The sequence below is a fragment of the Roseibium sp. M-1 genome (assembly GCF_054515675.1).
This window is the reverse complement of sequence record NZ_CM137257.1, coordinates 2,650,435-2,675,796: the sequence shown is the minus strand read 5'-3', so window position 1 is coordinate 2,675,796 and position 25,362 is coordinate 2,650,435. Positions and strand designations below refer to the sequence as shown.

The following is a 25,362-nucleotide window of genomic DNA, read 5'->3' as shown; positions in this document are numbered from 1 at the left end:
TTACTCCATGGAGAACTCGGTAATCATCCAGATCCATTTGGGCAGGTTGACCTGATAACTTGCCAGTGACTCGTCATAATCCGGATAGATGACCCGGACGGGTCCCTTTTGATCGAAGTCGATATAGTCGCCATTGACCCTGGTCACGAGCAGGATGCGTGTGCCGAGCCACTCCTCCTTCTTGAACGTGATCTGATAGTCGTCGATGGCCCTGATGGTCAGCGAGCTTGCGTCTGCCGGTCCGAAATGGGCCACGAAATCCTTCATCCAGACGCCTGTGAAGTCTTCGTTCAGTTTTTCATAGGGGTTGAAGGCATGAACGGTCTCGGTGCCGAGGGCCTCGATGTCGCCGACCGTGATCCACTGGCCGTCGCTGCTGTCCCCTGCATTTATGACGAGGAACTTGGCGGCATTGCCGTCTTCTGCAAACGAGGGCAGCGCGGAGGCGACCAAAAGAAATCCCAAAATTGCTGCCAGCCTGATCATGGCGGTTTCCTCGCGCCCGGCTTGTTATTTGCGTCAGAATGGAGCCGGTTTCGAACTCTATATTTAAATTAATTCGTTAAGCTGAGATTTTAAAAGATGACGAAATTGGCAAGTGTCTTGGCGCATTAAGTAAAAATGCCTATGTTTGCGCTTAAAAACTCGTCTTTACGGTCTGTGCGGATGATTTTCTTTAGGAAATATGCTGGAAAACGATGTGCCGCTACCGGTCGCCGCGTTCGACGTAGAGAAATTTCGGGAAAATGTCCTCCAGTTCCGGATCGGCGCCCGTTTCTGCGTTCGCGGTGAAGAACTGGCGGTGGGCCTTCAGGTTGGCATAACCGTGCAGGAACGTCCAAAGCATGGTTTCAACACTCGTGCGGTGCACGGGGTTCTCGCAGTTCTCTGGGGCAAGGCCCTCGCTGACCTCCCGCAGGACCGCATAGGCTTCGCGGCTGGCCGGTAGAAGATCCGGGTAGACGTCGAGCTGCCTTTCGAGCGTGAACATCAGCCGGAAGAGGTCCGCGTTTTCCTCCACGAAGGCGATATAGCCGCGTGCGGAGGCAAGGATCTGGGATCGCGCATCGGTTGCCGAACGGGCCATATGCGAGCGCATCGTCGCGGCGAACCTGCGAAATCCTTCCGAGGCGATCGCTGCCTGGAGTACCGCAAGGCTGGCAAAATGATTCTTGGGCGCACCGTGGGAAACCCCCACCCGGGCGGCGCACGCCCTCAGCGACAGAGCGGCGAGGCCTTCTTCCCGCAGGATGTCGAGCCCGGCCTGAACCAGCGCTTCCTTCAGGTTACCGTGGTGATATTTCGCGTCGCTCAGAACCGGAATCTCCATAAGTAGACACTGTCAATATTTTCATTGACGTTGCCCGGCCGAAAATATAGACACTGACAACATTGCTGGGGTCGCAGTGTTGAAGGGTCATAGTATGGTGTCTAAGTGTTATGTGCGGGCTTTGCTCGTTGCAAGTCTACCGCTTGTCGCATCCACGGCTGCGGCCCAGGATCAGAGTTCACCGGATCAGACAACGCCAGATCAGAAGGCTCATGACCAGAAAGACTGGCATGTGCTTCTCGGTGCCGGTGCCTTCTTCGGCCCGGACTATCTCGGTTCCAAGGATTACGGGTTTGCACCCGGCCTCATAGCGTCCTTCGAGAAGGGGCCGTATTTCGTCAAGTTCAACGGGCTGACGGCAACCGCCAACGTGTTGCCTTTCGAGGGTTTCTATGCCGGGCCGCTCATCGGTTATGGCATGGGCCGCAAGGACGTCTCCGACAAGGTCGTCAAGAAACTGCCGGAGGTGGATGAGGAACTCTGGGTCGGCGCTGCATTTGGCGGCGGCTACAACGGACTGCTTCTGCAACGCGACGCGCTTGGGGCGGGCGTGGAAATCGCCCATGACGTGTTGGGTGACAGCGGCACGACCGCCACCTTCAGTCTTGGTTACGAGATCAACGCGTCGCAGCGTCTCGCCTTCGGTCTCGACGTCTCGACAACCTTCGCCGATGAAGCTTACGCGGACGCCTATTATTCGGTGACGGCTGCAGGCGCTGCCGCCAGCGGCCTCAAGCAATACAAGGCCGATGCAGGGTTCCGCGATGTGACGGTAGACTTCTCGTCCCGTTTCGCCGTTACCGAGAACTGGGGCGTCGGCGGATTGGTGGGAGGCTCGGTGCTGCTCGGGAGCATGGCTGAAAGCCCCATCGTGGAAGAGCGCGGCGCTCGCGAAAGCGGCCATGGCGGCCTGTTTCTCTGGTACCGGTTCTGACGGACACGCGGCAACCGGAGGCGTTGACAGGCTCCGGTTGCCATGTGGTGGTCAAAAGCCTGCAAAGCGGGCCAGAACGTAGCCGGAAAATATCAGCAGCGGGGCCAGCGTCAGGATCATGCCGATGGCCCGGCCGATGCCGTCGCCCGAGGTGACGACGGTGGCGTAGTGCAGCAGGCGTCCGGCGACGAAACCTCCGCCGACGGTCCACAGCAGCATGTGCGGCGCACCGCTGAGTTCGGCCGCGCCCATCGCCAGGAGCCCCATCGGCACCGTCTCGGTGAAATTGCCGTGTGCCCGCATGCGCCGGGTCAGCACCTGATCGCCGCCATCCAGGAACATGATGTTGGTCTTCAGACGCCTGAGGCCGACGGCAACCGTCATCGGTGCCTGGATCAAAGCGAATATGGCCACGAAGACGAGCGTGACCTGTAAGGAGAAAATCATCTCCATCGCAATTTCCTTTCCGTGAATAGAGAGAGAAAGACCGGCCATGGCAATTGCTGAACCCGGACCGGCCTTTTGATGAAGATCAGGCTTCCGGCGGAGCTTCGAAGGTGATGAGCGCTATGACGCCGCCGACCGGGTCGACGATCGTTGCCATGCGGCCGACACTCGGAACGCTCATCGGCTCCATGGCAACGGTGGCGCCGAGAGACTTCGCCTTGGCAATGCGGGCATCGACATCGTCAACCGTCACATAAGGCAGCCAGCGCGGCGTTTCCGCCTCCATCGGCGGTATGCCGCCAACCATGGTCTCGCCGTTCAGGATCGTGGTGTAAGGGCCAACGCCCACATCCATGTCCTTTGTTTCCCAGCCGAGAAGGTCCTTGTAAAAAGATTTAGCCTTGTCGCCGTCGCCGCAGTGAAGCTCCATCCAGCTGAAGGCACCATGGGTTGTCATCGCATTGCTCATCTGTCCATCCTCTTGAAAAAAAATTGCCCGGGTCGGCCCAGGTAATCGAAGGACGGACGGACTTCGGCAGATCCGACAGGGGTGGTAAAATTTTTTCCGAAGGATTTTCGAGGCCGGCTGTTTGTAGTCTCAGGCTGGAACCAGTGCAGCCAGCTTCTTGAGGATATGATCCCGTTCCACCGCGGTTCCGGCCAGCGTAAACGCTTTTTCATAGGCCTGCTGAGCCTCGTCGATCCGGACGAGTTCCGTCAGAAAGGCAGCGCGCGCCATATGAAACCCGGCATAGCGTTCGAGCGGTTCCGCAAGCCGGTCGAGCCGCACCAGAGCCTCCTCGGGGTCCTTCAGTTTCGACAGCACCACCGACCGGTTGAGCGCAACCACCGGGGAGGGGCGGATATGCTCCAGAGCGCGGTAAAGCCGGTCGAGTTCCTCCCAGTCCGTGTCGGCGTATGTCGCCGCCTGGCTGTGGGTCGCGGCGATGGCGGCTTCGATCTGCAATGGCCCCGGACGCGCCGCGCGCAAGGCGGCTTCCAGCAGGATATTGCCTTCCGCGATCAGTTTGCGGTTCCACAGCGAACGGTCCTGGAGATCCAGCGTGACCGCGCTGCCGTCGGCTGCGATCCTTGCGGCCTTTCGCGAGTGCTGGATCAGACAGAGCGCCAGAAGCCCGCGAAGTTCCGGTACTTCAGGAAAAAGCCGTACGATGAGGCGGGCCAGACGGATCGCTTCCTCGCAGAGGGTCTCGCGGATCAGGTCCGGTCCCTGCGAAGCCGAATAGCCTTCGTTGAAGACGAGATAGATGGCGTTGGCAACAGCGGCAAGCCGTTCGCCGCGTCCTGCCGCATCCGGCTCCTCATAGGGCAGTCTTGCCGCCTGCAACCGCTTCTTGGCGCGGGTGATGCGTTGTTCCATGGTCTTCGGCTGGACGAGAAAGGCGCGGGCGATTTCCTCTACCGACAGGCCGGCAACGATCTTGAGGGCAAGCGCGATCTGCTGGTCGCGGCGCAACACTGGATGGCAGCAGGTGAACAGCAGGCGAAGGACATCGTCGCGGTAGACGGACCGGTCGAGATCCTCGCTGAGCTTGTCTTCCGGATGCGGCCCGTCAAAGGCTGGTTCCAGGTCTTCGGGAGGCGAAAGAGTTTCCCTGCGCCGCTTGCGCAAGGTGTCGATGCCGGCATTGCGCCCCGCAACGATCAGCCAGGCGACCGGATCGTCGGGCAGCTGGTCGGGTGCCCAGCTATTAAGAGCTCTCAGCGACGCATCCTGGAACGCGTCCTCGGCAAGGTCGATATCGCCGAAGACGCGATTGAGGGCGGCCAGAACCCGCGGGCGGGCGGCTCTAAGATGCGTTGATAACCAGGCGCTCGGCATTCTTGAAGTCGGCTCCTTCGAAGAACTCCACAGGCCGTATCTCGATACGGCCATGGTCGAGCGGCAGGATCTTCACCGCCTCGATAGCCTCCTCCAGATTGGCGCTGTCGATCAGGTAGAAGCCCATGAACTGTTCCTTGGTCTCGGCGAAGGGCCCGTCGGTGACGACGAATTCTTCGCTTTCCCGGCTGATCGTGACGGAGGTGCCCGTCGACATCAGCTTGGTGGCGGCAGCGAACGTCCGGTTGGTCTTGGTATGTTCGTGAAAGGCGCCGTGCTTCTGCATGACGGCCGCGAGCTCGTCCGGAGAGAGCGCGTCGATGAAATCTTCGCTGGCATAAATCAAAACGGAAAACAGCATGTCATAACCTCCAGTTCCAGGGATTGGTGCCCAAGGAACGTCCGGTCGCGAGCTTACCCGACAGCGGAGCTGAAAAAAGAGAAAGTTTTGTGTGGAGCTTCCGGGCCATGCCTCCAACTCCTCCCTCATCCTGAGGAAGCGCGATAGCGCTGTCTCGAAGGATGGGCCGCTTGTCACGGAGTGCATTGCCTATCCTTCGAGACGGACCTGACGGTCCTCCTCAGGATGAGGTTTGTACGTGTCCTCAGGACGCATTCCCGATCAGGACACCCGCAGCAAGAACCAGCGAGCCGCCGAGCACGACCTGGAAGGCGGCGCGCATGAACGGTGTATCCATGAAACGGTTCTGGATCCAGGCGATCGCCCACAATTCGACAAAGACAACCAGTGCGGCAATCGTTGTGGCCGTCCAGAAATGCGGGATCAGATAGGGCAAGGCATGACCGAGACCGCCAAGTGCGGTCATGACACCGGAGGCAATGCCGCGCTTGACGGGCGAGCCGCGTCCCGAAAGGACGCCGTCGTCGTGGGCCGCTTCCGTGAAGCCCATGGAGATGCCCGCGCCGACCGAGGCGGAGAGGCCAACCAGAAAAGTCTGCCAGGTGTCCTGTGTCGCAAAGGCGGCGGCAAAGATGGGCGCCAGGGTCGAGACCGATCCGTCCATCAGACCGGCAAGGCCGGGCTGCACATAAGTCAGGATGAACTGGCGGCGCTCGGTCTGCCGTTCCTCCTCGCGCACGTCCTTCGGCGTGTGCTTGAGGCCAAGGCGCTGGGCGAGGCTCTCGTGTCCCTTTTCCGCAACCGCCAGATCGCCGAGCAGCTTGCGTGTGCCGGCGTCCGACGTGCGCTTGGCGGCTTCGACATAGAACCGGTAGGCCTGACCTTCCATGTCCTCGGCCATGGTCCGGACCTTGTCGAGGCCAAGCGGGCGCACCAGCCAGTCGGGCTTGCGCTCATAGTAGCCGCGCACATGTTCGCGCCGGATGAGGGGAATGGTGTCGCCGAAACGGGCTCGGTGCTGATCGATCAGCCGCTGCCTGTGCTCGTTCTCTTCCGCCGCCATGTCGTCGAAGACCTTGGCGGACTGGGGAAACTGCTCGCGCAGGCCCTCGGCATAGGCCTGGTAGATGCGGGCATCATCTTCCTCCGACGAGATCGCAAGGGCGAGGATTTCCTGTTCCGAAAGGGAGGAAAAATCCCGTTTTCCCAGACCGAAGAAACGACGGAGCATGACTGCCTCGAAAGCCTTTGCCGAAAATACCCTGCCGCCGGATCGCAGTGATGCTACCGGCTGACAGGATCTTCTAACCCCGCGCCCCCTGCTCCTGGCAAGAGGCTATGTCAAAGGCAAGGAAATCCGGCCGGCTGCAGATTGACGCATGCGTGTCCTGCAGCCGGCCGGTGAGACGGGGGAACTCAGCCCAGCCAGCCGTCCTTCTTCAGCGCCTGATAGGTGTCGTCGAGCGTCTTTTCAGCTGTCTTTACCAGGTAGTCGGCTTCCTCGTGGGTCAGCACCAGCGGCGGTGAGATGATCAGGCTGTCGCGGACTGCGCGCATGACCATGCCGTTGCCGAAGGAAATGTCGCGGCAGATGGTGCCGACCGTGCCGACATTTTCGAACGGCTTGTGCGGGGTTTTCTTGTTCGGCACCAGTTCCAGCGCGCCGACGAGACCGATCATGCGGGCTTCGCCGACGAGCGGATGTTCACCGAGTTTCAGCCAGCGTTCCTGAAGGTACGGCCCGATGTCATTCTTGACGCGATCCACCAGACCTTCCCGTTCGATGATCTCGAGATTGGCAAGGGCGGCGGCGGCGCAGGCCGGGTGACCGGAATAGGTATAGCCGTGATAGAACTCGCCGCCCGCCAGCATCAGACCTTCCGCGACCCGGTCGGACACCATGACACCGCCCATCGGCAGGTAGCCCGAGGTCATGCCCTTGGCAATCGGCATCAGGTCTGGCTTGATGCCGTAGTAATCGGCGCCGAACCATTCGCCCAGACGGCCGAAGCCGCAGATGACTTCATCGCAGACGAACAGGATGTCACGCTCTTCGAGGATGCGCTTGACTTCCGGCCAGTAGGTTTCCGGCGGGATGATGACGCCGCCGGCCCCCTGGATCGGCTCGGCGATGAAGGCGGCGAGCTTGTCTTCGCCGATTTCGTCGATGGCCTGTTCCAGCTTGCGGGCGACATGGATCCCGAACTCTTCCGGGCTCATCTCGTAGCCTTCACCGAACCAGTAGGGCTGGTCGATGTGGTGTACGCCCGGCACCGGCAGGTCGCCCTGGCCGTGCATGCCCTTCATGCCGCCGAGGCTGGTGCCGGCCAGCGTCGAGCCGTGATAACCGTTCCAGCGGCCGATGATGACCTTCTTGTCCGGCTTGCCCATCTTGTCCCAGTAGGTGCGGACCATGCGGAACACGGTGTCGTTGGCCTCCGAGCCGGAGGAGCAGTAGAACACCTTGTTCATGTGCGCGGGCGCGAGCTTGGCGAGTTTTTCGGAAAGCGCGATCGCCGGCGGGTGGGTCGTCTTGAAGAACGTGTTGTAATAGGACAACTCGTTCATCTGCTTGTAGACCGCATCCGAAATCTCGCGGCGGCCATGGCCGACCTGCACGCACCAAAGGCCGGCCATGCCGTCAAGGATGCGCTTGCCGTCCGAATCCGTCAGCCAGACGCCGTCCGCATGGGTGATGACCCGGCTGCCTTCCGCGTTCAGCGACTTCATGTCGGAAAATGGATGCCAATGGTGGGCGGCATCGAGTTCCTGCAGCGCCTTGGTCGGATAGATGTTGGAATGGGCCGTCATGGCAAATGCTCCAAAAGGAAAGTCAGGATAGGTCGGTCCTGGATCAGACGTTGAGCAGGAGATATTCCCGCTCCCAGGGGCTGATCACGGACATGAAGGTTTCGAATTCCTCGTATTTGATCGCCCGGTAGGTGGCGACGAACTGCTCGCCGAAGACCTCGATCATCTCGTCGGATTTTTCGAATTTGGCCAGCGCGTCGGGCAGGCTGCGCGGCAGCGACTTCGAGCGCTGCGAACAGTCGTCCGACTTGGGCGAATCCGGTTTCAAGCCGTTGACGATGCCCAGATACCCGCAGGCCAGGCTGGCGGCGATGGCCAGATACGGGTTGACGTCGGAACCGGGGACGCGGTTTTCGAGGCGCCGGGACTGGGCGTTCGAATAGGGCACGCGCAGCCCCACCGTCCGGTTGTCATAACCCCAATAGACGTTGACCGGTGCGGTCGAGGTCTTGGAGAAGCGGCGGTAGGAATTCACGAAGGGCGCCATGATGCAGCTGACCCGCGGCAGGTAGCGCTGGTGCCCAGCGATGAAGGAGAGGAACGTCGAGGTCTCGTCGCCGTTGTCGTCGGCGAAGATGTTCTTGCCGGTCGCCTTGTCGATCACCGACTGGTGGATATGCATGGCCGAGCCCGGCTGGTTGGACATGGGCTTGGACATGAAGGTCGCATACATGTCGTGACGCAGTGCCGACTCTCGGATGGTGCGCTTGAAAAGGAACACCTGGTCGGCAAGCGCCAGCGGATGGCCGTGGCGCAGGTTGATTTCCATCTGCGCCGCGCCTTCCTCGTGGATCATGGTGTCGATCTCGAGGCCCTGCTTTTCCGACAGGTCATAAATGTCGTCGATCAGGTCGTCGAATTCGTTCAGCGCCGAAATCGAATAGGACTGGCGACCGACTTCCGGCCGGCCGGACCTTCCTGTCGGCGGCTCGAGCGGATAGTCCCAGTCGGTGTTGGGCTTGACCAGATAGAACTCGACTTCCGGTGCGACGACCGGCTCCCAGCCCTTGTCCTCGTAAAGCTTCAAGACGCGCTTCAGCACGTTGCGCGGCGCGGTCTCCACTGGCGCACCCTGGCGCGTGACGGCGTCATGAATGAGCTGGGCGGTCGGATCGCTTTCCCAGGGCACGGTGGTCAGGGTGCTGTAGTCCGGCCTGAAATAAAGGTCACCGTCGATGGGATTGTGCTGGAACCAGTCGTCGTCATCGGGATAGTCGCCGGAAATCGTCTGGGCGAAGATGGAGGCGGGCATTGTCATGACCGGGCCGGAAAAGAACTTCTCCACCGGCATCATCTTGCCGCGGGCAACGCCGGCAAGGTCCGGAACGATACACTCGATGTCCTGGATGTTGCGCGCGTTGAGCCAGTCACGGGCGGCTTCGACATCCGGCACGCCGCGCAGGCTGTCGATAGGGTTTGCACTTTCGCTGGCAGGCGTTTCGGCGGTCACAGAAGGCTCCACTGGTTGAAATCGGCACCGGGCGGCGGCTTGAGGGGGAGGCCGCGTCAAACCGCGGCAGGTCCGTGGGCCGGTAGACCGTTTCCGGAAGAGTGATTTTGTGATCACAAAATGACACGGCTTGCGCCACGGATCAACTGCCTCATGCGTCAGACAGGATTTCCTTGCCGAGAAGGCCCATGCCGTCGGAGATGTCGGCGGCGATTGCAGCCCGGAGGGAGGGAATGTCGTTCTTCTCAATTGCCCGGATCGCCGCCTTGTGCTGGTCTATCAGGCTGGCGGTGCCGACGCGGCCGTAGACCGTGCGCATGAAGGGAGCGAACTGCAGCCAGAGGCTGTCGATCAGCGGCAGCAGGACCTTCGAGCCGGATGCCCGGTAGATGCGGAAATGGAAAGCGTGATTGAGGCGCATATAGGCTTCCGCATCGCCGCTGCCGAGGCGCTGGTCGATGTCGTCGTCGATGGCCCTGAGGTCCTTGGCGTCGCGGGCTGTGAGGTGCGGCAGCGCCAATTCGGCCAATTCCGGCTCCAGAAGCAGTCTTGCCTTCATGACTTCATCGAACCGTCCCGGAGACATGTCCGGCACCTGGACGCGGCCATTGGGTTTGACCTCCAGGGCGTTTTCGGCCGCCAGCCGCTGAAGTACTTCCCGCACGGGCATCGGACTGACGCCGAGTTCCGCGGCAAGTCCCCGTATCGTCACGGCTTTTCCCGGAATGAAGCGCCCGGTCAGCAGGCCGGAACGGACCGCGCTGTCGACCTGCAGGCGTGTGGCGCCGCGGGTGCTGGCGGTGCCGGAAGCGGGCTTTGCGGGACCCGATTGCAATGCGGAGCGCCGTACGGCCAATCACGTTCTCCAGACAGCGGCTGCCGGGCAAAATGCGCGTACCGGCTTGACAGTGTTTTACGAAAGTGATCACATTTTTGAAACGGACGCAAACAAAAGCTGGCTGCGAGCAGGGGCGGGTCCCTGGTCACTGCCGGTCGAAAGCAGGGATTAAATGAACGAGTTCCCCCACCAGATCCTGAACCATCCTGCCGAGCATGGATGGAAGACGGAGTTCGAGGCCTTTCTGGCCGCTCACCCGGATCTGGACACACTGGAAGTCATTCTGCCGGACACCAACGGCGTGCTGCGCGGCAAGTGGCTGCCCGGCAAGGCACTGAAGAGCGTGTTTCAGGGCGGCGTCGCCTTTCCCTACTCCCTCTATGGTCTCGACGTGTGGGGCCGCGAGGTCGAATCCACCGGCATGCATCTGGAAACCGGCGACAAGGACGGCGTCTGCTGGCCGATCCCGGAAACCCTCAAGCTGGTGCCCTGGACCGAGCGCAAGACCGCCCAGGTGCTGCTCTCCATGTATGACCGGGACGGCGATCCGTTCATGGCCGATCCGCGCCATGTGCTTTCGGCCATGGTCGATCGTCTGAAGGATGAATTCGGGGTCACGGCCACCTGCGCCTTCGAGCTGGAGTTTTACCTTTTCGAGGAAAGTGACGGCGATTGGACGGAACCGCCGAAGCCGCTCTTTTCCACCCATCTCGGCCCGGCGCGCCAGAACATGTATGCGCTTTCCGATCTGGAAGCGCTGTTCCCGGTCGTCGACGACCTGCGCAAGGCCTGCGAGGCCCAGGGCATTCCGGCCGATGCCGCCGTCTCGGAAGCTGCGCCCGGCCAGTTCGAACTCAACCTGCACCACCGCAACAATCCGCTTCTGGCCGCCGACGACGTCGTGCTGCTGCGCCGCCTTGTTGCGGGCGTCGCCAGAAAGCATGAGCTGAAGGTCTCGTTCATGGCCAAGCCTTTCGTGGAATGGCCCGGCAACGGCATGCATGTCCATGTTTCCATGGAAGACGAGAAGGGCAATCTCTTTGCCGATCCGGAGACCGGCAGCGAACGGCTTGGCTATGCGATCAATGGCCTGTTGAAGACCATGCCGGAAGCGCTGCTTCTGTTCATCTCCACCTTCAACGGCTTCCGCCGCATGCAGCCGGGCTCCTATGCTCCGGCATCGATCTGCTGGGGCTTCGACAACCGCTCTGTCGCCCTGCGTGTGCCGGCCTCGACGCCGGAGGCCGCGCGCGTCGAACACCGCATCGCCGGTGCCGATGCCAATCCCTATCTGGTGCTGACGGGCGTGCTCGCCGGCATGATGGAGGGCCTGCGCCAGAAAAAGGATCCGCCTGCGCCGGTGACCGGCAACGCCTATGAAAAACGCAAGAAACGGCTGACGCCCTGGATGGACGAGGCGATCGATGCCTTCGAAGCCTCCAAGCTGATGAAACAGGCGGTCGGCAAGGAAATGCACAAGGTCCTGACGGAGATCAAACGGGAGGAACTGAACGAATTTGGGCGGGAGATTTCGTCTCTCGAGCGGCAGACATATTTGTGACGCTTCGCATGCCCAAAATCGGCGCTGGACAAAAACCGGCACCATAGCCAATCTGCGGGACAGATAAGACGTAAACAACGCGAATGTCCGTTTGCATTCAGGGACTAGGCCCGGAAAGGGTCTCCCGAAAAACTCTGAGGGGAGTTCTCAAATGACGTTGAAATCCATGTTGACCGGTGTGGCCGTTCTCAGCCTGATGGGCGGTTCCGCACTTGCCCAGGACCGGGTCGTGAATGTCTTCAACTGGTCCGACTACATCGACGAATCGATCCTGGAAGACTTCACCAAGGAAACCGGCATCAAGGTCGTTTACGACGTCTTTGACTCAAACGAGGTGCTGGAAACTAAGCTGCTGGCCGGCGGCACAGGTTACGACGTTGTGGTTCCGACCGGAACCTTCCTTGCCCGCCAGATCCAGGCCGGCGTGTTCGCACCGCTCGACAAGTCCAAGCTGTCGAACCTTGAGCACATGTGGAAGGACATCGAGGCGCGGGTCGAGAAATACGATCCGGACAACAACTACTCGATCAACTACATGTGGGGCACCACCGGCATCGGCTATAACGTCGAGAAGGTGAAGGCGGCGCTTGGTGAAAATGCACCGGTGAACAGCTGGGACCTGATCTTCAAGGAAGAGAACATCTCCAAGCTGAAAGACTGCGGCGTCTTCATGCTGGATGCACCTGCGGAAATGATGCCGGCAGCGCTGGCCTATCTCGGCTTTGACCCGGACAGCAAGGATCCGGCGGAAATCGAAAAGGCCGGTGAACTGCAGAAATCAATCCGTCCCTATATCCAGAAGTATCATTCTTCCGAATACATCAACGCCCTTGCGAACGGCGATATCTGCGTTGCCATTGGCTGGTCGGGCGATGTGCTGCAGGCACGTGACCGTGCGGCCGAAGCCGATAACGGCGTGACGGTGGAATATGCCATCCCGAAGGAAGGCGCCCAGATGTGGTTTGACCAGATGGCGATCCCGGCCGACGCCCCGCACATGGAAGAAGCACACGAGTTCCTCAACTACATCATGCGTCCGGAAGTCGCCGCCAAGGCGTCCAACTACGTCTATTACGCCAACGGCAACAAGGCCTCGCAGGCTCTGTTGAACGACGATGTGATCGGCGATACGGCGATCTATCCGGACGAAGAGACCGTTGCGAAGCTCTACACCACGACCCCCTATCCGCCGAAGGTGCAGCGTGTCGTCACCCGCATCTGGACGAACGTCAAGAGCGGACAGTAAGCACACCAAGGCGCCGGGCCCCAGCGGGCCCGGCGTTTTTTTAAGGGACGACCTCTAAGGGGTGGGGGATTGTTTTGGCAAAAAAATCGATTGGACCAGTGCGCCGGGCACATCGCCCATGGGAAGATCCCGACAAGGCGCCCTTTATCGAATTCCGCAATGTCACCAAGAAGTTCGGCGACTTCACCGCGGTCAACAATCTGTCCCTGAAAATCTATGAGCGCGAGTTCTTCGCCCTGCTCGGCGGCTCGGGCTGCGGCAAGACCACGCTGATGCGCATGCTGGCCGGCTTCGAGACACCGACCAAAGGCCAGGTCTTTCTTGACGGCCAGGACCTCGCCGGCATTCCGCCCTTCAAGCGCCCCTCCAACATGATGTTCCAGTCCTATGCGCTGTTTCCGCATATGAGCGTGGAAAAGAACATTGCCTTCGGCCTGAAGCAGGACAAGCTGCCGCAGTCGGAGATCGATGCCCGGGTGGCCGAAATGCTGCGGCTGACCAAGCTGGAACAATTCGCCAAGCGCAAGCCGCACCAGCTTTCCGGCGGCCAGCGTCAGCGCGTCGCGCTCGCCCGGTCGCTTGCCAAGCGCCCCAAGGTGCTGCTGCTGGACGAGCCCCTCGGCGCTCTCGACCGCAAGCTGCGCGAGGAAACCCAGTTCGAACTGATGAACATCCAGGATGAGCTGAAGATGACCTTCCTGATCGTCACCCACGACCAGGAAGAGGCGATGACCGTCGCCGATCGCATCGCCGTCATGGACAAGGGCGAGCTGGTGCAGGTGGCGACACCGGCCGAAATCTACGAGGCACCCAATTCGAAATTCGTCGCCGACTTCATCGGCGACATCAACCTGATCGAGGCAACGATCACCGAAAAGTCCGACATGGGCACACGGCTGCGGTCGATCAACGACGATTTCTCCATCGAGACCGACCAGGTGACGGATGCCCCCATCGGTGACCGGGTGTGGTACGCAATCCGGCCGGAAAAGGTCCGCATTGCCCTCGGGCGGCGCGAGAAGGGTGTCCCCAACCGCGTTGACGGGCTGGTCTGGGACATTGCCTATCTCGGCGACATGTCCATCATCCACGCCAAGGTCGGCGAGGGGGACCACAACACGCTGCGGGCCACCTTCGCCAACGTCTCGCGCATGGTGGAAAACCCGATCACCTGGGACGACGAAGTGGTGCTCTCCTTCGACCGGGACGCCGGCGTTATTCTCAAAGGTTAGGAGGAAACGATGTCCGAGGAACACGTTCCCGCCCAACCCAAGCGAACGCTTGGCGGCTGGCTGCTGATAGCGGTGCCGTATCTCTGGCTGCTGGTTTTCTTCCTGGCTCCGTTCCTGATCGTCTTCAAGATCTCGCTGTCGCAAGTCGCCATTTCCATTCCGCCCTATACGCCCACCTTCGACCTCGGCGAAGGCTGGCGGGGGCTGGTGGACGGCATTTCCGGCTTCTCCTTCGAGAACTATGTCTGGCTGACGGAGGACGACCTCTACTGGAAGTCCTATCTGTCGTCGGTCATCATTGCCGCGATCTCCACCCTCTTGACGCTGATCATCGGCTATCCCATCGCCTATGGCATGGCGCGAAGCCCGCAAGCGCTGCGCCCGACGCTGCTCATGCTGGTGATCCTGCCGTTCTGGACCAGCTTCCTGATCCGCGTCTATGCCTGGATCGGCATCCTGAAGAACGAGGGCTTGCTCAACCAACTGCTGCTGTCGCTCGGCATCATCAGCGAGCCGCTGACGATCCTCAACACCAATATCGCGGTCTTCATCGGCATCGTCTATTCCTATCTGCCGTTCCTGGTGCTGCCGCTCTATGCCAGCCTGGAGCGTCTTGACGGCAGCCTGCTGGAGGCGGCCGAAGACCTCGGCTGTCCGCCCTGGAAGGCGTTCTGGAAGATCACCGTGCCGCTGTCGATCCCGGGCGTGATCGCAGGCTGTTTCCTGGTCTTCATTCCGGCAGTCGGCGAATTCGTCATCCCGGATCTCCTTGGCGGATCGAACACGCTGATGATCGGCAAGACCCTCTGGAGCGAATTCTTCAACAACCGTGACTGGCCGGTCTCGTCCGCGGTCGCCGTGATCCTTCTGATGATCCTGGTGATCCCGATCGTGCTCTTTCAGAATCAGCAGCAGAAAATGGCGGAGAAGGACGGATGACGCGCGGCCCCACCTGGTTCAACATCACTTCGCTGGTGGCAGGCTTCTCGTTCCTTTACCTGCCCATCGTGCTGCTGGTGGTCTATTCCTTCAACGAAAGCCGGCTGGTGACAGTCTGGGGCGGCTTTTCCACCAAGTGGTATGTGTCGCTCCTGCATAACGACCAGCTGCTGGATGCGGCCTGGGTGACGCTGCGTGTCGCCTTTGTATCCGCCTGCATGGCGACAGTCATCGGTACGATCGCGGCGCTGGTTCTTGTGCGGTCCGGCCGGTTCGTCGGCCGTTCGCTGTTCTCCGGCATGATCTTCGCACCGCTGGTGATGCCGGAAGTGATCCTCGGCCTGTCGCTGCTGCTGCTGTTCGTTGCCATGGACACGTCCCGCGGCTTCTGGACGGTGATGCTGGCGCACACGACCTTTGCCAGCTGCTATGTGGCTGTCGTTGTCCAGTCGCGCCTCGTTGGCTTCGACAAGTCCATCGAGGAAGCGGCGGAAGATCTCGGCTGTCCGCCGGTGAAGACCTTCTTCCTGATAACCCTGCCGATCATCCTGCCCGGTGTCATCGCCGGCTGGATGCTCGCCTTCACGCTGTCGCTGGACGATCTTGTCATTGCCAGCTTCACCACCGGACCCGGTGCGACGACGCTGCCGATGAAGATCTATTCGCAGGTGCGCCTCGGCGTGACGCCGGAAATCAACGCGGTCTGTACCATCCTGGTCGGGCTGGTCACCATCGGCGTGATCGCCGCCTCCATCGTCACCAAGCGCCAGCAGGTGCAGCGCGAACGCGACGAACGCGCGGCCTTCGGCGCGGAGGGGTGATTTTATTTCTCACCCTTATCCTGAGGAGGACCGCCAGGTCCGTCTCGAAGGATGGGCCGCTTGCTCATGAGTCTGACGCCCATCCTTCGAGACAGCGCTTGCGCGCTTCCTCAGGATGAGGAGGAGTTTCGGGCGCTCGTCTGAATGGGGGCTTGTTATCAGGCCAAAAGAGATGCTCTAACCGGCCCGCGGCGGGCGGACCAGGTAGATCAGCAGCCACACCGGCACCACGATGAAGGCGCCGAGTATCATGGTCGGGATCGCCCAGTCACGGAACTCGATCAGGTAGATCCAGAGCTGCAACGGGCTGAGGCCGACCGAGCTCAAGATGTCCTCCGCGCTGACATTGACGAGGGACAGGCCCGCGCCGACCAGCAGGGAGATTGCCGCAATCTTGAAGAGGGTCGACAGGAACGGGAACACGGATGCGGTGGTCTTTCTCGGTGTTGCTTTGATCAATAGGTGGGGTCAGCAAAACGGAAACCTTGCCGAACCGCCCTGTTATTCTTGGCTTTAACAATTTACAAACCATAAACAGCTGGCAAAACCCCGTGGTTGCGCCACCAAAGCGGGTGCCGGCCAAGGTGGAGAACACCTCAAATCGATTAAGTGACGGACCGTTCATATTTTTCGCTGCGATGCGGTAAAGATCTCTTGACCGGTTCGAACCAAGCGGCGAATGTGCGCCTCACGCATCAGGATCGGCAACTGTTCGACCAAACCCGGTTGAACGGTGAAGGCTGATCGCTTCTATTGTCAGATCATCCCGCGGATCTACGGTCGCGGGATGCTCTGGTGGTCTTATACGGGAGTGAAACATGAACAAAATTTATCCGGACGCAAAGGCCGCCCTGGAGGGGCTGACCTTTGACGGCATGACGGTGATGGCCGGCGGGTTCGGCCTCTGCGGCATTCCGGAAAATCTGATCGTGGCGCTCCGGGATTCCGGAGCCAAGGACATCACCGCCATTTCCAACAATGCCGGTGTCGATGACTTTGGCCTCGGCCTTCTGCTGCAGACCCGCCAGATCAAGAAGATGGTGTCGTCCTATGTGGGCGAGAACGCCACCTTCGAAAAGCAGTACCTGAACGGCGAGCTTGAGCTGGAATTCAACCCGCAGGGCACCCTTGCCGAGCGTATCCGCGCCGGCGGCGCGGGCATTCCGGGCTTCTACACCAAGACCGGTGTCGGCACGCTGATTGCCGAAGGCAAGGAACACAAGGATTTCAACGGCGAGACCTACATCATGGAAACGGGTCTGGTCGCCGATGTCTCCCTGGTCAAGGCCTGGAAAGCCGACAAGGAAGGCAACCTGATCTACCGCAAGACCGCGCGCAACTTCAATCCAATGATGGCGACCGCCGGCAAGACCTGCGTCGTTGAAGTCGAGGAACTGGTGGAGATCGGCGAACTCGATCCGGACCAGATCCACACCGCCGGCATCTTCGTCGACCGCATCATCGTCGGCAGCCACGAAAAACGCATCGAAAAGCGCACGACGCGCGCAGCCTGAGGGAGACAACATCATGGCCTGGACTCGTGATGACATGGCAAAGCGTGCCGCGCAGGAACTGGAAGACGGCTTCTATGTGAACCTCGGCATCGGCATTCCGACCCTTGTGTCCAACTACATTCCGGACGGCGTCCACGTGACGCTGCAGTCCGAAAACGGCATGCTCGGCATGGGCCCGTTCCCGACCGACGACGAGGTCGACGCCGACCTCATCAACGCCGGCAAGCAGACCATCACCGAACTGCCGCAGACGAGCTATTTCTCCTCCGCCGACAGCTTCGGCATGATCCGCGGCGGTCACATCGACCTGTCGATCCTCGGTGCCATGGAAGTGTCCGAAGGTGGCGATCTTGCCAACTGGATGATCCCTGGCAAGATGGTCAAGGGCATGGGCGGCGCCATGGATCTGGTGGCCGGCGTCAAGCGCGTTGTGGTGATCATGGACCATACCTCCAAGGCGGGTGACCCGAAGCTCCTGAAGGAATGCTCCCTGCCGCTGACCGGCGTGAAATGCGTTGATCGGGTGATCACCAACTTCGGTGTCTTCGACGTCGCCGAAGGCGGCTTGAAAGTGGTCGAACTGGCACCGGACGTTTCTCTTGAGGAGGTCCGCGGCATGACCGAGGCAACGTTGCTGTCGTAAGATCGCCGGGAGCGCAAGATCGAAGGGTGTCCGCAGGCTCTGCGGGCACCCTTTTTTGTTGGGTCTCGACCTTTTTGATGCGGTGCAGCGAAAGATTGCTGCATTGGTGAAAAATTCCGGTTCTCAAATGTCCCGAATTGATACCCTTCTGTAAAATTGACAGGGAAAGGCGCCAATTCGTTAACGCCGCCACACCTGCCGGAGGGCTGGAAATGGAAGCGAAACGGCGCTCGTTCGACCGATACGCTGAGACATCTTTTCACCGGCTAAGAATGGGCTTTGGGTTTACGGCGGGAAGGGCCTGGCGCACGGTGCGGTCAATCGGCCTTCAAGACTTCTCTCCTATGGTGCGCCCGTAATCGCAGGGGGTGCCGCGTGCCGGGAACACCGAAGGCCATCACAAAACTGATCGAGGTCCTGCCAAGCTGGCTGCCGAGCCTGCGCGCACGGTTCGTGCTGCTGGTCGCCGGCCTGTTTCTGGTCCTGTCGGTGGTCATGATCATGGTGGCAAGCTATCTCGACCTTCGGGACGAGGAACAGCGCGTCGTCTCCGATGCCCGCGCCATCGGCGCAACTGTCAGCCGCCTGGCAGTGCCGCATCTGACCAATCACCACTACCTGATCCTGGAGCAGGAGCTGGAAAGCATCGCTTCCAGCGGCGTGGTCGAAATGGCGGAAGTGCACGATCCGGCGCGTGCGGTCACTATCGACAGCGATCCGCAAACGAGTTATTTCGACGAGACCGAGCTGCGCCCCCTGATCAAGCTGGCGCTCGGCACCGGCGACGACCAGATCAGGCAGACGCGCGATCTCGTCGAAATTGCACTGCCGGTCCGCGACATGGAAAGCGGCAGTGTGCTCGGCGTTGCCTTCGTTGCCGTGAAGCGGCTTCCCGCCAACGGCATGCTCTTTGCCATCTGGGGCCGCAACATCGTCATCACACTGGTGCTGCTGATCTTCTGCATTCCGGTCACCTTTCATTTCGCCGAGAATTTCGTCCGGCCTATCAAGGCGCTTACGCAGACGGCCCACACCGTCAGCGCCGGCAATTTCGATGCGCCGTTTCCGGTCGAGCGCTCCGACGAGATCGGCGTTCTGGCGCGCGCCTACCGCGACATGGTCGCCACCATCCGCAACAACATGGCCCGCATTCACGAGCTTGCCTTTGTCGACCCGGTGACGCGCCTGCCGAACCGGGAGTGTTTTCGCCAGCATTTCAGCTCCAACATGCTTGGCGGTGACGGCACGGCGAACCGCATGTCCGTTCTCTTCATCGATCTGGACCGCTTCAAGCGGGTCAACGACAGCTACGGCCACGATCATGGCGATGCACTGTTGAAGGAAGTCGGAGCCCGCCTGCAGCGTCTCCTGGACCGGACCGGAGAGGCTGGAGGCGGCAATACTCCAGGGGGCAAGTCACCAGGCGGTTCGGGGACTTTCGCGCCGATGGTGGCACGCCTTGGCGGCGACGAATTTGCGATCGTGCTGCCGGCAGAAACGCCCATGGCCGGAATTTACGCGCTGGCAGACCAGCTGGTGCAATGCATCGAACAGCCGCTGGAGATCAACGGCCTGACGATGACGGTCGGCGCAAGCATTGGCGTCTCCACCTATCCCGAAGACGGCGAAGACTATACGGCGATCCTGAAGAACGCCGACATCGCCATGTATGCGGCCAAACGCACCGGCGGCAACCGGGCGTGCTTCTATGACGAGATCGAGCGCGATTCCCATTCCCACGAACGTATCCGACTGGAAGCGGAGCTGAAGCGGGCACTGCTGCGGGACGAGATCAAGATCGTCTTCCAGCCGAAGATCGACTGCCGGTCGATGAAGGTGGTCGGCGCGGAAGTGCTGGCACGCTGGAACCATCCCGAACGCGGCCTGCTGTCGCCGGGCTGCTTCATAGACGTTGCCGAGGAAAGCGACCTGATCACCCGGTTGGGCGACCAGGTGCTGGACCTTGCCTGCCGGCAGGGACGCATCTGGTTCGATCAGGGCTGGCGCTTGCCCCTGGCAGTCAACGTTTCCATCCGCCAACTGGAAAAGCCCGGGTTCACCGCGCGGGTGCTTGAAATCCTCCAGGTCACCGGTTTCCCGGCCGAGTTGCTGCAGCTGGAGGTAACCGAGACCGTCGCCATGGGGGATCCTGAACGGGTGTCGGAGACGGCCAAGCCCTTGCTGGCGGCCGGCATCACTTTTGCCATCGACGATTTCGGCACCGGCTATTCCAGCCTGGCGCATCTGCAGCGCCTGCCGTTCAACACCTTCAAGATCGACCGAAGCTTCATCTCCGGCCTTGCCGGCGATCAGCACAGCCGTTTGATCGTCCAGACGATCCTGGCCATGGCAAAGAGCCTTGATTACGAGGTCGTCGCCGAAGGCGTCGAGACGGAGGAGCAGCAGATCTTCCTGACCGAAAACGGCTGCACCACGGCTCAGGGTTTCCTGTTCGCCCGGCCGATGCCTGCGGATCACTTCGACGCCTGGGCCAAGGGTTTTCTGGCAACCGCTTCTTCCGGGCCGCAGGCAACAAGGCCGGAAGACCAGGGCGGCGCGACGAACGCCGCCTGATCCCGCCTGATCCTGCCTGGTCCCGCCTGGGTCCGCTACTCTGCTGCGGCGCTTTCGCGGCGTTCCTTGAGCGGACGGATTGCCGGGAAGTCGTCGTCTGTCAGCGTTTCCTTGGAAAGCAGCAGCGCGGCCCCTTCATCAAGTTCCTTGCGGTGCTCGTTCAACAGCGCCTTGGCGCGCTGGAAAGCCGCTTCGACCCGCTGCTTGATGGCAAGATCAATCTCGCGCCGGGTGGCTTCCGAGACCTCGGCAGTATCGCCCGCCGGCTGGCCGAGGAAGTTCTGCCGCTGGGTGGCATAGGCACGATTGCCCAGGTCAGGGTCCATGCCGTACCGCATGACCATGTCCCGGGCGACCTCCGTCACTTTCTGCAGGTCGTCGGACGCGCCGGTGGAGATTTCCTTGAAGACGATTTCCTCCGCCGCCCGGCCGCCCATCAGCACCGCCATCCGGTTTTCCAGATCTTTTGCCGAGAGCAGGAACCGGTCCTCGGTCGGCCGTTGCATGGTGTACCCAAGGGCGCCGATGCCGCGCGGGATGATCGAGATCTTGTGCACCGGATCGCAGCCTTCCAGATTGGCGGCCACCAGGGCATGGCCCATTTCGTGGAAAGCGACGGTCCGGCGTTCCTTGTCCGAAAGGATGCGGCTGCGTTTCTCCAGCCCCGCGATCACCCGTTCCACCGCCTCGTTGAAGTCCTGCAAGGTTACCGCGTCCGCGTTCCGGCGGGTGGCCAGCAGGGCCGCTTCGTTGACCAGCGTCGCAAGATCCGCGCCCGAGAAGCCCGCGGTGAGCTGGGCAATCTGGTCGAGATCGGTACCGGGTGCCAGCGTGATCTTCTTCACATGGACATCGAGGATCGCCCGGCGGCCGAGCTTGTCCGGCCGGTCGACCAGCACCTGGCGGTCGAACCGGCCGGCGCGCAGGAGGGCGGGGTCCAGGATTTCCGGCCTGTTGGTTGCCGCCAGCAGGATGATGCCGCTGGAGGGGTCGAAACCGTCAAGCTCGGTCAGCAGCTGGTTGAGGGTCTGTTCCTTCTCGTCATTCGTACCCATCGGCCCGCTGGCACGGGCGCGGCCGAGCGCGTCGAGTTCGTCAATGAAGATGATCGCGGGCGCGGCCTTGCGTGCCTGCTCGAAGAGGTCACGCACGCGGGCAGCACCGACACCGACGAACATCTCGACAAACTCCGAACCGGAGATCGAGAAAAACGGCACCCCGGCCTCACCGGCAACGGCGCGTGCCAGCAGCGTCTTGCCGGTGCCCGGAGGTCCGACCAGAAGAATCCCCTTGGGGACATGCGCACCGAGACGGCCATAGGCGGACGGGTCCTTGAGGAAATCGACGATTTCCTTCAGCTCTCGCTTGGCCTCGTCCACACCGGCGACATTCTGAAAGCTGACCTTCACATCCTTTTCGACAAACACCTTCGCCTTGGATTTGCCGACGGTCATCATGCCGCCAAGACCCTGTTTCTCCGCGAAACGGCGGATGAAGAACATCCAGAGGCCAAAGAGCAGCAGCACCGGCAGCACCCAGGACAAGAGGTCCCTGATGAAGGTGCTCTGGACCACGCCGGTGAACTTCACATCGTATTTGCTGAGTTCGTCGGCCAGCGGAATGTCGACACGGGTGGTGATGAAATATTGCTTGCCGTCCTTGAGCGCTTCCTTGAACTTGCCCTCGATGGTGTTGTCCTTGACGGCGATCTCTTCGATCTTGCCGTCCTTCAGATACTGCTCGAACTGGCTGTAGGGGATCTGTTCGACTGTCCGGTAGGTTGTCCACCAGCTCTGGAACGACAGCACCAGCATCATGGCAATGAAGGCGTACCAAAGATTGATCTGGTGTTTCTTTTCCATTGAACGCTTCCCGACAACACTCTGAAGAATTCTGCCATTGGGCGGGGTCGCGGCTGACCTGTCAAGCTCAGCAGCACCGGCAATGGCAAGGGATCAGAGGCTCAGGCAGCACCTTCCGACTGGCGCTTGGAGAGCCTGGTGCGGAAGGTGGAGGCGCTGGAACGGGCAAGGTAGATCACCGGGATCAGCCCGACGAGGACGATGGCAAGCGAGGGCAGAGCGGCATCGCCGAAGGCTTCGCGCGAAGCGGCCTCGTAAACGGTGGTGGCGAGTGTCTCGAACCCGAACGGCCGTAGCAGGATGGTTGCCGGAAGCTCCTTCATGCAGTCGACAAAACTGAGCAGCGCGGCCGAGAGCAGCACGGGTTTGAGGATGGGCAGATGGATCTGCGTCAGAGCCTGGCTGGAATTGCGTCCAAGCGTGCGCGCGGCCATGTCGAGATGCGGCGTGATCCGTCCAAACCCGCCTTCAACCTGGCCATAGGAGACGGCCAGAAAGCGGACGATATAGGCATAGACGAGCCCCGTGCCGCTGCCCAGCAGAAGCAGACCGGTGTTCAGTCCGAACCAGTACTCCATGCGGGCGTCGAGGAAATTGTCAAAGCGGGCGAGGGGGATCAGGATGCCGATGGCCAGGACTGTGCCGGGGATCGCATAGCCGATCGAGGCCAGACGGACAGCGCCTTTCAAGGGGCTGCGGACATTCAGCCGCAAGGCATAGGCAAGCGCCACGGAAACGACGACGGTCAGGAGCGCCGCAACTGCTGCCAGGCTGAAGCTGTTCCAGATGGCATCGAGAAAGCCCGGCGAGAACAGGTCGTCGAGCCGGCGGCTCGCAAGGTCCGCCAACAGAAGGCTGGGGACAACAAACCCCGCGAAGATCGGTGCCAGACACAGGACTAGCGCCAAGGCAATCTGCCACCGGTTCAGGTCGAAGCGGGTTGGCGGCCTGTGCTTGGAACCACCGCCTGCGTCGAACCGCTGTTTGCGGCGTTCGAAGCGTTCCAGCCACAGCAGCGCGAACACCATCATGAGCATCGCAATGGCCAGTTGCGCCGCGCCCGACAGGCTGGAGCGGTGCAGCCAGGTGTCGTAGACGGAAAAGGTTAGCGTCTTCACGCCGAAGAAGGTGACCGCGCCGATGTCGTTGAGACATTCCATCAGTGCCAGCGAGATGCCGATAACGATCGCCGGCCGGGCGAGTGGCAGTGCCACGCGGAAGAAGAGGCCGTAGGGCGACGCACCAAGCGTGCGCGAGACGTCGAGCGTCACCGCGGACTGGATCAGGAAGCTCGCTCGCGTCGTCAGGTAGACATAGGGGTAAAGCACCGCCCCCATGACGAAGATCGCGCCGCCGAGCGAGCGGATCTCGGGAAACCAGTAGTCGCGTGAAGTCTTGAAGCCGAAGATCGCCCGGATCAGGCTCTGCACCGGGCCGGTATAGTCCAGGACCTCGACATAGGAAAAGGCGACGATATAGGTCGGGACGGCCAGCGGAACGAGCAGCGCCCAGTCGAGAATCCGGCGTCCCGGAAAATTGCACATCGTGACCAGCCACGCCGTCGCCACCCCCGTTACGCCGGTCGTGAGGCCGACGCCAAGCATGAGCAACAGCGTCGTCCGCAACGATCCCGGAAGGACCGTTGTCAACAGGTGCCCCCAAACCTCACCTGATGGCGTCAGCGCGATCCACAGGATCGCCACCAACGGCAACAGCACCAATGCGGCGATCACAAGCGCCGCGGCCTGCCAGAAACGGTCAGCGAAGGTGAGGGTGGGCGTGCGCAGCAAGGCCGGTCAATTCGTTGAGAATGGTTCGCAGGAAGCTCTATAGGCAAATGCCGGAAAATGCAAAAAACGCCGCGGGACGCGGCGCTTTTCACTTCGGAAACGGTAAAGCCTCAGGAGGCCGGGCCGTCGTCGAAGCCGACCTTGTCGACCAGCTCGCTGGCGGTCTTGCGGTTTTCGGCGATGTCGGAAAGCGGCAGGCTGTCCTTCTTGATTTCACCCCAGCTCTGAACGCGCTCGGAAACGTCCACGCCCGGCTTCACCGGATATTCGTGGTTGGTTTCGGCATAGATCTTCTGGGCGTTGTCGGAGGACAGGAACTCGATCAGTTTGACAGCGTTGTCCTTGTTCGGAGCATTCTTGGTCAGAACCACACCGGCAATGTTCACATGGCTGCCGCGGTCGTCCATGTTCGGGAACAGGATGCGCACGCTGCTCGCCCATTCCTTCTGCTCGGGCTCTTTGTCGTTGGTTTCCATCAGGCCCATGTAATAGGTGTTGCCGAGAGCGATATCGCACTCGCCGGCAAAGATCGCCTGAACCTGGGCGCGGTCGTTACCGGCCGGCTTGCGGGCCAGGTTGTCGCGAACGCCTGCAAGCCACTCTTCGGTCTGTTCCGCGCCGTGATGGGCAACCATCGAAGCTACGAGGCCGACGGTATAGACATGCTGGCCGGAGCGGGTGCAGATACGGCCCTTCCATTTCGGATCGGCCAGTTCCTCATAGGTGATGCTGTCCTGCTCGACCCGGTCCTTGGAGGCATAGATGATGCGGGCGCGGTTGGTGAGGCCGGTCCAGTGACCTTCCGGATCGCGGAATTCGGCCGGGACGTTCCCGTTGACCACATCGGAGACGACCGGCTGCGAAATGCCGAGCTGCTTGGCACCGTCCAAGCGGCCGATATCAACAGTCAGCAGAACGTCGGCAGGAGAGTTTGCGCCTTCCGCCGCAATGCGTTCACCCAGACCTTCAGACGCAAACACGACATTGGTCTTGACGCCAGTTTCGGCGGTGAAAGCGTCCAGCAGAGGCTGAATCAGTTCCGGCTGGCGGTAGGAATAGATGTTCACTTCACCGTCAGCCAGTGCCGGCGCAGCGGTGAGGGCTGCTGTCGTCAGGGCCAGTGCACCGGTCAGGGCACGCAATGTTGAACGCATTTGAACACTCCC

The 25,362-nt window shown here is 61.0% G+C and carries 23 protein-coding genes; 9 read left to right on the top strand and 14 right to left on the bottom strand.

From position 1 onward, the window contains the following. Complete coding sequence (locus tag ACX3M4_RS12065) at positions 1-486, bottom strand: molybdopterin-dependent oxidoreductase (RefSeq protein WP_459358823.1); 486 nt, start codon at positions 484-486, stop codon at positions 1-3. Between the two features lie 220 nt (positions 487-706). Beyond that, positions 707-1,330, bottom strand: a complete 624-nt coding sequence (locus ACX3M4_RS12060; RefSeq protein ID WP_459358822.1) for a TetR/AcrR family transcriptional regulator — start codon at positions 1,328-1,330, stop codon at positions 707-709. A 121-nt stretch (positions 1,331-1,451) separates the two neighbouring features. Here ACX3M4_RS12060 and ACX3M4_RS12055 point away from each other — a divergent pair, with 121 nt between their 5' ends. Then, a complete protein-coding gene (locus ACX3M4_RS12055) occupies positions 1,452-2,264 on the top strand; it encodes a MipA/OmpV family protein (RefSeq protein WP_459358821.1) in 813 nt (270 codons plus the stop codon). A 51-nt stretch (positions 2,265-2,315) separates the two neighbouring features. On the opposite strand, the gene ACX3M4_RS12050 is transcribed toward ACX3M4_RS12055, so the two are convergent. The 8 genes from ACX3M4_RS12050 to ACX3M4_RS12015 form a co-directional block, all read right to left on the bottom strand. After that, positions 2,316-2,717, bottom strand: coding sequence for an MAPEG family protein (locus ACX3M4_RS12050; protein ID WP_459358820.1), 402 nt, complete (start codon positions 2,715-2,717; stop codon positions 2,316-2,318). A gap of 79 nt (positions 2,718-2,796) precedes the next feature. Next, entirely contained in the window at positions 2,797-3,180 is a 384-nt protein-coding gene (locus ACX3M4_RS12045) for a VOC family protein (protein WP_459358819.1), read from the bottom strand. A 129-nt stretch (positions 3,181-3,309) separates the two neighbouring features. Beyond that, positions 3,310-4,554 (bottom strand): RNA polymerase sigma factor, encoded by a 1,245-nt coding sequence (locus tag ACX3M4_RS12040; RefSeq protein ID WP_459358818.1) that lies wholly within the window; start codon positions 4,552-4,554, stop codon positions 3,310-3,312. After that, entirely contained in the window at positions 4,523-4,915 is a 393-nt protein-coding gene (locus tag ACX3M4_RS12035) for a YciI family protein (RefSeq protein ID WP_459358817.1), read from the bottom strand. The genes ACX3M4_RS12040 and ACX3M4_RS12035 overlap by 32 nt, the downstream gene beginning before the upstream one ends. 244 nt (positions 4,916-5,159) lie before the next feature. Then, positions 5,160-6,146 (bottom strand): iron exporter MbfA, encoded by a 987-nt coding sequence (gene mbfA / locus ACX3M4_RS12030; RefSeq protein WP_459358816.1) that lies wholly within the window; start codon positions 6,144-6,146, stop codon positions 5,160-5,162. Positions 6,147-6,331: 185 nt separating this feature from the next. Then, positions 6,332-7,726, bottom strand: coding sequence for an aspartate aminotransferase family protein (locus ACX3M4_RS12025; protein ID WP_459358815.1), 1,395 nt, complete (start codon positions 7,724-7,726; stop codon positions 6,332-6,334). 43 nt (positions 7,727-7,769) lie between these two features. Continuing rightward, a complete protein-coding gene (locus ACX3M4_RS12020) occupies positions 7,770-9,176 on the bottom strand; it encodes a glutamine synthetase family protein (RefSeq protein ID WP_459358814.1) in 1,407 nt (468 codons plus the stop codon). 151 nt (positions 9,177-9,327) lie between these two features. Continuing rightward, positions 9,328-10,032, bottom strand: coding sequence for a GntR family transcriptional regulator (locus ACX3M4_RS12015; protein ID WP_459358813.1), 705 nt, complete (start codon positions 10,030-10,032; stop codon positions 9,328-9,330). 154 nt (positions 10,033-10,186) lie between these two features. Here ACX3M4_RS12015 and ACX3M4_RS12010 point away from each other — a divergent pair, with 154 nt between their 5' ends. The 5 genes from ACX3M4_RS12010 to ACX3M4_RS11990 all read left to right on the top strand — a co-directional run bounded on the left by ACX3M4_RS12010 (position 10,187) and on the right by ACX3M4_RS11990 (position 15,813). After that, entirely contained in the window at positions 10,187-11,575 is a 1,389-nt protein-coding gene (locus ACX3M4_RS12010) for a glutamine synthetase family protein (RefSeq protein ID WP_459358812.1), read from the top strand. 157 nt (positions 11,576-11,732) lie between these two features. Next, positions 11,733-12,821: a polyamine ABC transporter substrate-binding protein gene (locus ACX3M4_RS12005; protein WP_459359419.1), complete on the top strand. Its 1,089-nt coding sequence runs from the start codon at positions 11,733-11,735 to the stop codon at positions 12,819-12,821. Between the two features lie 74 nt (positions 12,822-12,895). Next, positions 12,896-14,053, top strand: a complete 1,158-nt coding sequence (locus ACX3M4_RS12000) for an ABC transporter ATP-binding protein (RefSeq protein ID WP_459358811.1) — start codon at positions 12,896-12,898, stop codon at positions 14,051-14,053. A 9-nt stretch (positions 14,054-14,062) separates the two neighbouring features. Further along, positions 14,063-14,992 (top strand): ABC transporter permease subunit, encoded by a 930-nt coding sequence (locus tag ACX3M4_RS11995; RefSeq protein ID WP_459358810.1) that lies wholly within the window; start codon positions 14,063-14,065, stop codon positions 14,990-14,992. Beyond that, entirely contained in the window at positions 14,989-15,813 is an 825-nt protein-coding gene (locus ACX3M4_RS11990; protein ID WP_459358809.1) for an ABC transporter permease, read from the top strand. The genes ACX3M4_RS11995 and ACX3M4_RS11990 overlap by 4 nt, the downstream gene beginning before the upstream one ends. A gap of 177 nt (positions 15,814-15,990) precedes the next feature. On the opposite strand, the gene ACX3M4_RS11985 is transcribed toward ACX3M4_RS11990, so the two are convergent. Beyond that, positions 15,991-16,272 (bottom strand): DUF6460 domain-containing protein, encoded by a 282-nt coding sequence (locus tag ACX3M4_RS11985; protein ID WP_459358808.1) that lies wholly within the window; start codon positions 16,270-16,272, stop codon positions 15,991-15,993. Between the two features lie 359 nt (positions 16,273-16,631). Between ACX3M4_RS11985 and ACX3M4_RS11980 the strand changes: the two genes are divergently transcribed. The 3 genes from ACX3M4_RS11980 to ACX3M4_RS11970 all read left to right on the top strand — a co-directional run bounded on the left by ACX3M4_RS11980 (position 16,632) and on the right by ACX3M4_RS11970 (position 20,544). Beyond that, a complete protein-coding gene (locus tag ACX3M4_RS11980; RefSeq protein WP_459358807.1) occupies positions 16,632-17,327 on the top strand; it encodes a CoA transferase subunit A in 696 nt (231 codons plus the stop codon). Positions 17,328-17,340: 13 nt separating this feature from the next. Beyond that, positions 17,341-17,970 (top strand): CoA transferase subunit B, encoded by a 630-nt coding sequence (locus ACX3M4_RS11975; protein ID WP_459358806.1) that lies wholly within the window; start codon positions 17,341-17,343, stop codon positions 17,968-17,970. Between the two features lie 375 nt (positions 17,971-18,345). Next, positions 18,346-20,544: a putative bifunctional diguanylate cyclase/phosphodiesterase gene (locus ACX3M4_RS11970; protein WP_459358805.1), complete on the top strand. Its 2,199-nt coding sequence runs from the start codon at positions 18,346-18,348 to the stop codon at positions 20,542-20,544. Positions 20,545-20,579: 35 nt separating this feature from the next. Here the strand turns inward: ACX3M4_RS11970 and ftsH are convergent, their stop codons facing one another. From ftsH to ACX3M4_RS11955, 3 genes are all read right to left on the bottom strand, one after another. Continuing rightward, a complete protein-coding gene (gene ftsH / locus ACX3M4_RS11965; protein WP_459358804.1) occupies positions 20,580-22,406 on the bottom strand; it encodes an ATP-dependent zinc metalloprotease FtsH in 1,827 nt (608 codons plus the stop codon). Positions 22,407-22,507: 101 nt separating this feature from the next. Then, positions 22,508-24,196 (bottom strand): ABC transporter permease, encoded by a 1,689-nt coding sequence (locus tag ACX3M4_RS11960; RefSeq protein WP_459358803.1) that lies wholly within the window; start codon positions 24,194-24,196, stop codon positions 22,508-22,510. Between the two features lie 110 nt (positions 24,197-24,306). Continuing rightward, positions 24,307-25,350, bottom strand: coding sequence for a Fe(3+) ABC transporter substrate-binding protein (locus tag ACX3M4_RS11955; RefSeq protein ID WP_459358802.1), 1,044 nt, complete (start codon positions 25,348-25,350; stop codon positions 24,307-24,309). Between the last annotated feature and the right edge of the window lie 12 nt (positions 25,351-25,362).

Excerpts from the sequence above, each read along its gene's own strand:
- ACX3M4_RS12065 (WP_459358823.1), bottom strand. The coding sequence starts at position 486 with ATGATCAGGCTGGCAGCAATTTTGGGATTTCTTTTGGTCGCCTCCGCG.
- ACX3M4_RS12060 (WP_459358822.1), bottom strand. The coding sequence starts at position 1,330 with ATGGAGATTCCGGTTCTGAGCGACGCGAAATATCACCACGGTAACCTG.
- ACX3M4_RS12050 (WP_459358820.1), bottom strand. The coding sequence starts at position 2,717 with ATGGAGATGATTTTCTCCTTACAGGTCACGCTCGTCTTCGTGGCCATA.
- ACX3M4_RS12045 (WP_459358819.1), bottom strand. The coding sequence starts at position 3,180 with ATGAGCAATGCGATGACAACCCATGGTGCCTTCAGCTGGATGGAGCTT.
- ACX3M4_RS12040 (WP_459358818.1), bottom strand. The coding sequence starts at position 4,554 with ATGCCGAGCGCCTGGTTATCAACGCATCTTAGAGCCGCCCGCCCGCGG.
- ACX3M4_RS12035 (WP_459358817.1), bottom strand. The coding sequence starts at position 4,915 with ATGCTGTTTTCCGTTTTGATTTATGCCAGCGAAGATTTCATCGACGCG.
- mbfA (WP_459358816.1), bottom strand. The coding sequence starts at position 6,146 with ATGCTCCGTCGTTTCTTCGGTCTGGGAAAACGGGATTTTTCCTCCCTT.
- ACX3M4_RS12025 (WP_459358815.1), bottom strand. The coding sequence starts at position 7,726 with ATGACGGCCCATTCCAACATCTATCCGACCAAGGCGCTGCAGGAACTC.
- ACX3M4_RS12010 (WP_459358812.1), top strand. The coding sequence starts at position 10,187 with ATGAACGAGTTCCCCCACCAGATCCTGAACCATCCTGCCGAGCATGGA.
- ACX3M4_RS11995 (WP_459358810.1), top strand. The coding sequence starts at position 14,063 with ATGTCCGAGGAACACGTTCCCGCCCAACCCAAGCGAACGCTTGGCGGC.
- ACX3M4_RS11990 (WP_459358809.1), top strand. The coding sequence starts at position 14,989 with ATGACGCGCGGCCCCACCTGGTTCAACATCACTTCGCTGGTGGCAGGC.
- ACX3M4_RS11980 (WP_459358807.1), top strand. The coding sequence starts at position 16,632 with ATGAACAAAATTTATCCGGACGCAAAGGCCGCCCTGGAGGGGCTGACC.
- ACX3M4_RS11975 (WP_459358806.1), top strand. The coding sequence starts at position 17,341 with ATGGCCTGGACTCGTGATGACATGGCAAAGCGTGCCGCGCAGGAACTG.
- ftsH (WP_459358804.1), bottom strand. The coding sequence starts at position 22,406 with ATGGAAAAGAAACACCAGATCAATCTTTGGTACGCCTTCATTGCCATG.
- ACX3M4_RS11955 (WP_459358802.1), bottom strand. The coding sequence starts at position 25,350 with ATGCGTTCAACATTGCGTGCCCTGACCGGTGCACTGGCCCTGACGACA.